Annotated in this window: 9 protein-coding genes; 8 read left to right on the plus strand and 1 reads right to left on the minus strand. The window is 37.3% G+C overall.

Annotated elements, in window-relative coordinates; genetic code table 11:
- The 3 genes from KKF75_02470 to KKF75_02480 form a co-directional block, all read left to right on the plus strand.
- Positions 1 to 715 (plus strand): GDP-mannose 4,6-dehydratase (locus KKF75_02470; GenBank protein MBU4381058.1); only part of this gene is annotated, 715 nt, incomplete at its 5' end.
- A 1-nt stretch (position 716) separates the two neighbouring features.
- Positions 717 to 2,048 carry an oligosaccharide flippase family protein gene (locus KKF75_02475; GenBank protein MBU4381059.1) on the plus strand — a complete coding sequence of 444 codons (1,332 nt, stop codon included), beginning with the start codon at positions 717 to 719 and terminating at the stop codon, positions 2,046 to 2,048.
- Positions 1,999 to 2,787, plus strand: coding sequence for a glycosyltransferase (locus tag KKF75_02480; protein MBU4381060.1), 789 nt, complete (start codon positions 1,999 to 2,001; stop codon positions 2,785 to 2,787). The genes KKF75_02475 and KKF75_02480 overlap by 50 nt, the downstream gene beginning before the upstream one ends.
- Here the strand turns inward: KKF75_02480 and KKF75_02485 are convergent.
- Entirely contained in the window at positions 2,784 to 4,310 is a 1,527-nt protein-coding gene (locus tag KKF75_02485; GenBank protein ID MBU4381061.1) for a tetratricopeptide repeat protein, read from the minus strand. The two genes, KKF75_02480 and KKF75_02485, sit on opposite strands and share 4 nt — an antisense overlap.
- Before the next feature lie 23 nt (positions 4,311 to 4,333).
- Here KKF75_02485 and KKF75_02490 point away from each other — a divergent pair, with 23 nt between their 5' ends.
- The 5 genes from KKF75_02490 to KKF75_02510 are packed head-to-tail and all read left to right on the plus strand — an operon-like array spanning position 4,334 to position 10,387.
- A complete protein-coding gene (locus tag KKF75_02490; GenBank protein MBU4381062.1) occupies positions 4,334 to 5,896 on the plus strand; it encodes a glycosyltransferase family 39 protein in 1,563 nt (520 codons plus the stop codon).
- Positions 5,897 to 5,909: 13 nt separating this feature from the next.
- Positions 5,910 to 6,941, plus strand: a complete 1,032-nt coding sequence (locus tag KKF75_02495; GenBank protein MBU4381063.1) for a glycosyltransferase — start codon at positions 5,910 to 5,912, stop codon at positions 6,939 to 6,941.
- 22 nt (positions 6,942 to 6,963) lie between these two features.
- Positions 6,964 to 8,580, plus strand: a complete 1,617-nt coding sequence (locus KKF75_02500; protein MBU4381064.1) for a radical SAM protein — start codon at positions 6,964 to 6,966, stop codon at positions 8,578 to 8,580.
- Positions 8,577 to 9,380 (plus strand): SDR family oxidoreductase, encoded by an 804-nt coding sequence (locus KKF75_02505; protein ID MBU4381065.1) that lies wholly within the window; start codon positions 8,577 to 8,579, stop codon positions 9,378 to 9,380. The genes KKF75_02500 and KKF75_02505 overlap by 4 nt, the downstream gene beginning before the upstream one ends.
- The gene (locus tag KKF75_02510) at positions 9,377 to 10,387 is read left to right on the plus strand and encodes a glycosyltransferase family 2 protein (GenBank protein MBU4381066.1); all 1,011 of its coding nucleotides are present in this window, start codon (positions 9,377 to 9,379) and stop codon (positions 10,385 to 10,387) included. The genes KKF75_02505 and KKF75_02510 overlap by 4 nt, the downstream gene beginning before the upstream one ends.
- Positions 10,388 to 10,392 lie beyond the last annotated feature (5 nt).

Consider the following 10,392-nt stretch of genomic DNA (forward strand, 5'->3'; position numbering starts at 1 on the left):
CACTCCCTTTATCACCACTAATGTACTTGGTACACAAGTGTTACTAGACGCTACTTTAAAAAATAAAGTTAAGCGCTTTCATCACATCTCTACCGATGAGGTTTTTGGATCATTAGACATTACATCACCAGAAAAATTTAGGGAGAGTACCCCCTACGATCCCCGTTCGCCTTATTCAGCATCCAAAGCATCCTCGGATCATTTAGTAAGGGCGTTTTATCATACCTTTGGTCTTCCCATAACCATTTCTAATTGCTCTAACAATTTTGGACCCAATCAGTATCCCGAAAAACTGATTCCGCTGGCAATTACTAATTTACTTCAAGGGGAAAAAGTTCCAGTCTATGGAGATGGAAAAAACATTCGCGATTGGCTGTTTGTGGAAGATCATGTAAGAGCTATTGATTTAATTTTACGCAAAGGACAAATTGGTCAAACCTATTGTGTAGGTGGGCAAAAAGAAAAAGAATACTCTAACTTAGAGGTCGTCAGAGAAATAATTTCTCAAATGTCCCCTGGTGACTCCCTGGAATCTCACATAGAATTTGTTACAGATAGGTTGGGGCATGACAGAAAATACGCGGTAGATTGGTCAAAAATAGAACGAGAACTTGGTTGGAAACCGCAGTTTTCGTTTAAGGAACAACTTAAAAATACAATCAGTTGGTACAAAGAAAATACATCGTGGTGGGGAAACATTGCTAGTACAATATAAAATGGACATACGATTTTTCCCTTTATCCACGCTAAAAAAGCGGGTACTACCCGAATCGGGTAGTACCCGAATTTACCGAATTTATGTCGGGCCTGCACTGTTTTTTACAGTTAATTTAGCGTCTAGCTTTGTCAGCTACCTTTTCCAACTCTTAGCCTCTCGAGCTTTATCAATTGTGGAATATGGGGAGCTGGTGGCGTTGTTTTCGGCAATTGGAATTATTACTCTTCCCTTTGCTGTAGTAAATCCTGCCATTGTTAAAAAAGTTTCCGAGTACAAAGTTCATCAAAACTTTGCTTCTCTTACAAAATTATTTTCGGGTCTTGTTGTTATCAATTTACTCTTTTCTTTAATTCTCCTGTTGTTTTTTGGTTTGTTTTCTAAACAAAGCGCTTCTTGGCTCAATATTGCAAATCAACATACAATACTATTATGCTCTCTTATTGCGGGAGTCAGTCTTGTTTCGGGGCTTCCGGGAATTTTTTTACAGGGACTGTTACGGTTTAAAGGCGCAAGTTTTTTGGGGATTATCGCGTCTGTCGCCAAATTGTTTTTTGGAATTGGGGGAATTATTTTGCTTTCCGGGGTAATCGGTGCTTTCTATGGTTTGCTATTCGGATTTATCTTAGTTTTTATTGTAGGATGCTTGGTTTTAAAGAAGAATCTACATCTAAAGAATATATTTGAATTGGATTTTGCACCTGTCAGAAGCATTTTTTCTTACGCAGTGTCTTCGGTTATTATTATTGCCCCAATTACAATAATACTTAATTTGGATACTATTTTGGCAAAACATTACCTTGTTCCGGAACTGGCAGGTATTTATTCGTCCGTTGCCATTATCGGCAAAATTATTTTTTTTGGAGTTTCGGGGTTTGGGGCAATTGTTTTTCCAATAATCTCCGAAAAAGTTACCCGAGGCGAGTCGTTAGATAAATTTATAGCGGGGAGTTTAAAAATTTATCTGGCTTTGCTTTTCTGCGCTGTTGCCATCTACAGGTTTTTTCCCCAGATCATTGTTAACCTGCTATTTGGTTCCCGCTATATTGATGCAATTCCCCATTTGGGGATTTATGCTGTCTATATTTCATTTTACTCAATCTTATCTTTATTTTCTACGATATATCTTGCTACGGCGCGCTTTGCCTACGGAAAAATTCTTCTTGGTGGGTTATTTTTGTATTTAGGGTTTGTTGTTTTATCAACAAAGACTATTAATGGCTTGATTTATGCTGGTATACTGTCAATGGGATTAACCCTAGTTGCTACCATAGTTTACCACTATGCTTTTGTCCGTAATAGTTCCCGCCTACAAGCAGGAAAAGACAATTAAAGAAGACTTAAAACGAATTTTGGAAACTCTTTCTCAGACCAGATGGGATTTTGAGATTATTGCCGTTGATGATGGTTCTCCCGACAAGACCCTAAAAAAACTTAAAGAAATTAATCCGCCAGCTGGCGGAAAGATTATTGTTTGCGGTTATAAAACCAACCGTGGTAAAGGGTATGCGGTGCGCTACGGTATGGCGCGAGCCAAAGGGGATTTAATTGCTTTTATTGACTCGGGAATGGAGCTTGATCCCAACGGCATATCTATGTTAATTGAGCATATGCTTTGGTATGAGGCGGATATTATGATTGGGAGTAAAAGACACCCTGCCTCTAAGGTTATTTATCCCTTTCATCGAAAACTAGTTAGTTTTGGAGCTCAAGCTTTTGCCCGAATTTTTCTTGGAATAAATGTTCGAGATACGCAGGTGGGTTTAAAAATATTTAAAAGACGGGTATTAGAAAAGGTTTTGCCACGGCTGATTATCAAACGCTATGCTTTTGATATGGAAATGCTGGCGGTGGCAAGGCATTTAGGTTTTAAAAGGATTTTTGAAGCCCCAGTAAAGCTTTCTTACAATGAGAGCGATTTTACTCACGCAATTGGTTTTGGGGTGCTTTGGAGGTCGCTTTTAGATGCTATGGGGGTGGTTTACCGCTTACGCTTATTGCACTACTATGACGACTCCAATAAGAGAAAATGGATTTACGACAAGGAATTGGAAATGAGGGTCAATATTTAGCGGATAACATCAACTAACTTTTGCAGATTATCATTGTTGGGGTTGATTTTTAATGATTCTTTAAAATATTTTAATGCTTCATCAAAGTTTTTTTGATGATAATAAATTACTCCTAAATTTTGATAGCTTTGCCAAAGACCTGGGTTAAATTCAATCGCTTTTTGGTAATTTTCTACCGCTTCATCAAATCTTTCTAATTGCTGATAAGTATTGGCTAAATTGTGGTAAGCGTCGGCATAGTTGGGTTTTAATTCAATGGCTTTTTTAAATTCTATGATTGCGGTTTCTTGGTCGCCCATTCGCCCATAATAATCGCCTAAATTGTTATGGTTTTGAGGACTGTTGGGGGAATATTTGGCGGTGGCAAGCCATAAGGTGTCATGGCTTTTCCAATCGGCATTTCTAATGATTGTTCTTATTGACAAAGGAAAAACGATTAAAATCAACAACGACCAATATAACCCTTGCAGTTTATATCTCCCCAAAACCCAATTAACAAACATCGAAAAAATCACAATAACCCCAATTGATCCCAGATAAACATACCTTTCAGCCACAATCCAACTGATCCTAAAAGGAGTCAATGTCACTGCGAGTGAAATGACAAACCAACTTAGCCAGAAGAAAACTTTTCGATTCCTTATGAATCCCCAAATTCCCAAGGCACAAAAAACTAAAAAGGCAATTACCCTCAACGCAAATTGATTAGATGATAATGAAAGTTCGCTGTGGTAAAGGGTTAAACCTTGTGGCCAAAAGATCAATTTTAAGTATTCTGTGATGGCTGTTGGAATCTGAATCAACGGGTTATCTCGTCCTGGCTCTTGCCCTGCCCCCAGATTTAAATCGGTTACTCTTGCTGTAAATAATCCAGAGAAAACAGTAAAATATAAAAGATATAAAACAGACATTAAAAAATAGGGGATTACTTTCTTCCAATTCTCTTTTAACTTTCCAAAAAGCATCTCGTATAAAACAAAAATAGCAAGTAGTGGAACGGCTTTGTCGTTGCTTTGTAAACTCAAAAAGAAAGAAATTATAGAAAAAGTATAAAAATTATTATGTTTGTTTTTGTAAATATAAAGCAAAAAAGACAAAAGAAAGAAGAACGAATACCTAGGATAAGGACCACCACTTATCCATGCCACCGATTCGGAAAGTATTGGGTGAGTTGCAAATATCAACGAAGTCAAAACAGCGATCTTCTTGTTGTGTAACTTTTTAACAAGAAAGTAAATTAAAATTACATTTCCAGCATGGAACAGAATATTGAACAGTCTAAAAAATGTGGGATTCTTTCCGAACAAAGAAACAATTATAAAATAGGTTAAAGAGCTAATTATTGTTGCCAAATTATTAAAGATGTAAGAAAAATTTGCTAGATTGGGATTTCCCAAAATAATAGGGATATCATCAGATACAAAGGAATTGCCTAAAGAGTTGCAGTAAGTTGCAAAAACAGCAACCACGAAAATAAAAATTAAATATTTGTTAATCTTTAGCGATTCCTTGATATTTATCATTACCAAAGTATACAATGTCTAATGTGACCATACTACCAAAAATGATCCGTGGAAGAAAACTACTCGTTTGTGGGCTGGTTTTAACACTAGCCCTAAGAATCATTGGAACTCTGGTAATCCCACTAGACTCCGATGAGGTAATGTGGTCGGTAATGGTAGATGAGATGAGCCATTTAAGAAAATTTTATCTTTTTTTTGCTACCCAAAATTATTCGGGAGCATTGGAGTCATATGTAATCCTCCCATTTCAGGCGGTTTTTGGAATTACACCCTTGGTTTTGAGAATAAATACCATCATCTGGTCAATTTTAACATCTCTCCTAATTTATTATATCGTTTGCAATTTTTCTTCTAAGAAGTGGGGTTTTATTGGCATTTTGATGTACAACTTAATGTCCCCAGAAAATTTTTTAGTCCATTCTAAAGCTTGGGCAAACTATCCTTTTATTGAATTTTCATCACTTTTCTCCTTTTATCTTCTTTGGAAGTGGATCGAATCTAAAAAGGAAAAATATCTATTAGGGTTAGGTCTCTTGGTTTTTGTGTCATTTATTTCTAATATGCAATATACCTTTGCTCTTGCGATTGTTTTGGGTTTTTTATTTTTTTACCTCCTTAAGGAGTTGATCAAAAGTCGAAAAGTTTCGTTTATTAGTTTGATAATGTTAGCGATGTCTTCTTTTATCTATTATCTTTTCGTTAAAAAAAGAATGTTTTTTAATCCCCTAGAAACTTTAAGGAGCAAACTTAGGTTTTCCATCGACGAAGATTTAATTCGGGGTTTTGATATTAGTGTAATAGCAATAATCGGAGTATTTTTTGCAATCTATTTTTTGTGGTACGCAAAATACAAAATAGATGAAAGGGTAAGGTATCTTAAAGCCTTCTTAACAATTTCCGCATTCTTCTTTGGGGCTTTTGCCTTTTATGCTTATTTAGACTCTTTTAGCAGGGTCAGTGGCGGGGTTTTTAATCTTGGTAGTTCGTTTAATTATCTTACGACCGCAATTTTTCCAGCATATTTAGGGAGATTTTGGATGCTGTTTGCTCTTCCCGTAATCTTTGGAATAGTAGTGGTTTTAACAAAAATTGTTAGGAATCAGAAGCTGGCTTTAAAAGACTATTCTCTTGTAGCTTCGTTTTGTTTTCCAATATTTTTTGCGTTATCCGCTGTTCCAGGGCTTAGTGGTTCTGCCAGATATTTAATCTCCTGGTGGCCAAACCTGGTCATTTCTACGGTATTTTTTGTATATTACATCTGGAAAAAAAACCGTATTTTTAGTCTCGCGTTGTTCGTATCACTGTCATTTTGGTTGTTCTCTCAAGGTGACATGTTAAGAAAAGTTATTATTGGTTATGCTAAAGAGAGGGAATCTCAAAAAAAGTTTGATACCCTGATGGTCAATAAAATTAATGCTAGTGAGGCAAAATATTGTGTTGGGGACTATTGGAAAGTTGGGCCGATTATGTTTGATGCCAAACTTAAGGTAAAATGTTGGGCAGATAAAAAAGAAACCAGGGCTGATTATTTGGATTTTTATAAATATAGAATTGACTCAACAGACAAAGTATATCAAGTAGAATAGTTATCATACTAATATGAGTACGCCATTGGTTTCGATAATAATAATAGCCGAAAAATGGAATGAATTTTTAGAAGAGTCTTTACCTAAATATCAAGATTTGAGATATCTCAACTGTGAGATTTTAGTTATCACAACGGAAGAAATACAAAAAAGGGGTGAGACCCATTTTTGGGTGAGACCCAAAAAGGGGTCTCACCCGATTTGTCTCTACCATGACAAGAATCTCAAAAATCGTCCAGCGGAAAAAAGGGATTTAGCTATCAAATACGCTAAGGGAGAAATCTTCGCCTTTATTGACGATGACGCTTTTCCATCACCAAACTGGCTTGCCGAAGCGGTCAAAAATTTTAATGATCCGTCTGTTGTTGCGGTTGGTGGGCCTGGTCTTACCCCAGAGACAGCATCAACCCTAGAAAAAGCATCTGGTTGGGTTTCAGCAAGTCCGTTGGGCGGGTTCGGCTCAAATTACAGATTTTTTCCTTCTAAAAAGAGATTTGTAGATGATTACCCCTCATTTAATTTATTAGTTAGAAAAGAGAACTTTATCAAAGTGGGCGGGTTTGACTCGGGTTATTTTCCTGGGGAGGATACAAAACTATGTTTGGAATTGACTCGGGATGGAGTTTCTAAAATAGTTTATGATCCCAAGGCTCTGGTTTATCACCACAGACGACCGTTATTTAAGAAACATTTAATCCAAAACGGTCGGTTTGGGTTGCATAGGGGGCATTTTGCCAGAATTCTGCCCGCAACCTCTCGAAGATGGTTTTATTTTATACCAAGTTTGTTTAGCATTGGTCTGATAGGAGGCATACTGCTTTTACCGTTTGGTTTTCAATTGGTCAAACTAGGGCTATTGGGGGGATTAGGGATATACGGGATATTGTTGATTGCAAATGCGATTTGGGTGTTTGGTAAATGCAGAAATTTGACAATATCATTGCTCACAATCCCTGGAGTATTTTTGACGCATTTTTGGTACGGAGCGCAGTTTTTGCGGGGGTTTTTTAAGAGAAAGATGAAAGATAACTATGGAAGAGCTTAGTATCAAGTGATAGAATCTAAAAATGGCAAAAGAAAAAACAGGAAAAAGAACGTCAACAATTGTTATTGGTTATCCACCCATAGAAACTAACAAAGGCACCCCGCTCTTGTCTCAAAATCGCCAATTCCAATATTTTAATGCTCCAACATATATCTATCCAATGGTGCCAGCGTATGGTGCGACTATGTTAAAAGAAGCTGGATACACGGTTTATTGGATGGATGGCATTGCCGAAAAAAAGAAATACGAAGATTGGGTTTATGAGCTTAAAGCCACCAGCCCCGATTATCTTGTCATAGAAACTAAAGCTCCGGTAATTAAAGCTCACTGGAAAATAATTGATGACATTAAATCCAAAATCCCCGACATAAAAATAATCTTAGTTGGCGATCATGTAACTTTTTTTCCCGAAGAGTCGTTTGCCAAATGCGTCGTGGATTATGTGATTATCGGCGGAGATTACGATTTTATTCTGGTTAGTTTATTAAATCATCTTACAAAAGGTACCAAGTTAGATGGTGGGGTTTATCAACGAGAGGGTAAAAAAATCATTAACTCTGGCGCTATCAGTCTAAAACACAATTTAGATGATTTGCCGTTTATTGATCGAGATTTGACTAGGTGGGAACTTTACGCCTTTGAAAATGGCAATTACAAATATACCCCGGCAACCTATATGTATTCGGGTCGTGATTGTTGGTGGAACAGGTGTACCTTTTGTATTTGGGACCACAGCCTTAATCCTAGAGGCAGTTACCGCAGTATGTCCCCAGAACGCCTCTTTGCTGAAGTTAAATTCGTTGTAGATAAATATCGTGTCAAGGAGATTTTTGACGATGCTGGGACAATGTTTATTGGTCCTAAGCTGAAAAAATTTTGCGAACTTTTAATTGAAAGCGGTTACAACAAAAAGGTGGTTTATAGTTGCAACATGCGCTTTAATGCCTTAAACCAAGAGCAATATAATCTGATGAAAGCTGCCAATTTTAGGTTTTTGCTTTATGGGATGGAATCTGGTAACCAAAAAACTTTGGATATGTTGGACAAAGGAACCAAAGAGGAAGATACCATCAACGGCGCGCGCATGGCATCAAAAGCCGGCCTCGAACCGCACGCAACTATTATGCTGGGTTACCCATGGGAATCGTACGAGGACGCCAAAAGAACCATAGCCGTGGCTAAATATTGCTTTAAAAAAGGGTATTTTTATACCATGCAGGCAACAATTATTATTCCCTATCCGGGAACTCCACTTTGGAAACAGGCTAAGGAAAATGGTTGGTTGTTAACCGAAGATTACGATGACTATGATATGCGGGAACCGGTAATGAAGACTCCCTACAGCACGGAAAAACTTATGGAATTAACCCAAGAGTTGTATTCGGCCTTTTTTTCTCCGCAATATATTTTTCGTAAGGTTTTAAGTATCCGAAATGTTGATGATATTAAATTCTTTGCCATGGCAGGAAAAAAGCTTTTGGGTCACCTGTTAGACTTCGATCCCAATCAAACGGCAGTAAGTTTTAAATCCCCAAAGTTTTGGAAAGATGCTGGAGTAAAACTAATCTCTCATTTCATTAAACCCAAAACTTCCGTAGACGCTGAAAAAGAGAATGGGAAGTCAAAGGATAACATATGAAAGAAAAAGTAGTCTTAATCACCGGTTGTTCCCGAGGACTGGGGGAGTTTTTGGCAGAAAAACTTTCCGGGGTGGGTTTTATTGTTTATGCTGGGGTAAAGGGGGAGGATGATGTAAAAGCGCTTCAAAAAGATTGGAAAGATTCCTTTAGCAATGTTTTTCCACTTAATATTGATATCACAAATGACGATAGTTGTGGGCGGGCTGTTAAAAAAATAATCTCCAAGGAAAAACGCTTGGATGTTTTGATCAACAATGCAGGAATTACTTTAGTCGGTCTAACGCAATCATTTAGTGTTCAAGACTATTTAAACATTTTAAATATTAATGCCGTTGGTGCCTTTCGGCTCATTAAGGAGGTAATTCCGCAGATGAAACGGCAAAAATTTGGTCGCATTATTAATATTACTTCGTTAAATGGGTCGATTTCTTTACCCAATTTCGGTCTTTATAGCTCCTCAAAATTTGCCTTGGAGGGTTTGTCTTTAGCTTGGCGACACGAGCTTCCCGAAGGAATTTGGATAACAAATATCGCGCCAGGAGCAATTGCTAAAGGAAAAAACGATCAAGAAAAAAAGCTTCCTCATGTTCCGGCTCGAGAAAAGTTTTGGGCTATAAAAACATTAATGCCCATGGTTTCCCAAGAAAAGATTGCCAAAACTATTGTAAAGGTGGTAGAAGATAGTAACCCCCCAGCTAGAATTTTATTGGGAAATGATGCGCATATTACGACCCTCTTGCACAGGTTTCTTCCCGCCAAAATTTGGGAAGTATTACTAGATTTTGTTACCAAGAAATGAAAAATACAATCTGGCCAACAATCTCTATTGTTACCGCAACATATAATTCTGGCAGAACACTAGATCGGTGTTTATCCGCGGTTCGGGGTCAAGATTACTCTCAAGAGAAGATTGAAATTATCTTAGGTGATGGTGGTTCTACGGATAAGACATTGGAAATTGCCAAAAAATATCATGCAACTGTAATCAATATTCCAAAGGAAAAACAGCATGCCGAGTACAACCGAGGAGTAGCCTTTAATAAGGCTAAAGGAGAGTTGGTTCTAATTTTGGATCATGATAATTTTATTCCCACAACAACTTGGTTAAAGGATATGGTTATGCCACTTTTAGAAAACCCCAAAATGGTGGCAACAGAAACTAGCTACTATGATTACTCTCCAAATTACAAACTTATGGATCGCTACTGCTCACTTTTTGGCATTAGCGAGCCACTACCGTATTATTTGGGTAAGGCCGATCGATTACCCCAGAATGCAGACCATTGGATTAACTTGGGCAAGGCGATTGACAAAGGAAACTATTATCTGGTTAAATTTGAAAGCGACCCCCGAAAAATTCCCACAATCGGAACCAATGGCTGTTTAATGCGGAGAAAATTGGTTGCGGAGAATGCAGATGTTAGACCAGAATATCATTATCCTATAGATGTTATGGTAGATGTTATTAAGAATGGGCATAATGAGTTTGGTTTTGTTAAAAATTCCCTAATTCACCTAACTAATTTAAGCGGATTTTGGGTATATATTAGGAGAAGATTAATGTTTGCCGAGAGTTATCATTTTGAACACCATGCCCATCGTCGTTATAGTGTTGTCATGAAAGGAGACGAATGGGCGGTTGCCAAGTATGTCTTTTTTAGTTTGACTTTAGTTAAGCCGACATGGGATGCTATAAAAGGTTATACAAAGATTCACGATGTGGCTTGGTTTATTAACCCTTTTATGTGTCTGGCAACAACTTTTATTTATGGTTACATGACGATTAAGAATCAATTTATTAAATAATTTAG

This window comes from Patescibacteria group bacterium (assembly GCA_018896215.1).
Lineage (GTDB): Bacteria > Patescibacteriota > WWE3 > 0-14-0-20-40-13 > 0-14-0-20-40-13 > JAHINB01.

Bases quoted from the DNA above. Each gene is read 5' to 3' on its own strand.
- KKF75_02475 (MBU4381059.1), top strand. From the start codon at position 717: ATGGACATACGATTTTTCCCTTTATCCACGCTAAAAAAGCGGGTACTA.
- KKF75_02480 (MBU4381060.1), top strand. From the start codon at position 1,999: ATGCTTTTGTCCGTAATAGTTCCCGCCTACAAGCAGGAAAAGACAATT.
- KKF75_02485 (MBU4381061.1), bottom strand. From the start codon at position 4,310: ATGATAAATATCAAGGAATCGCTAAAGATTAACAAATATTTAATTTTT.
- KKF75_02495 (MBU4381063.1), top strand. From the start codon at position 5,910: ATGAGTACGCCATTGGTTTCGATAATAATAATAGCCGAAAAATGGAAT.
- KKF75_02500 (MBU4381064.1), top strand. From the start codon at position 6,964: ATGGCAAAAGAAAAAACAGGAAAAAGAACGTCAACAATTGTTATTGGT.
- KKF75_02505 (MBU4381065.1), top strand. From the start codon at position 8,577: ATGAAAGAAAAAGTAGTCTTAATCACCGGTTGTTCCCGAGGACTGGGG.
- KKF75_02510 (MBU4381066.1), top strand. From the start codon at position 9,377: ATGAAAAATACAATCTGGCCAACAATCTCTATTGTTACCGCAACATAT.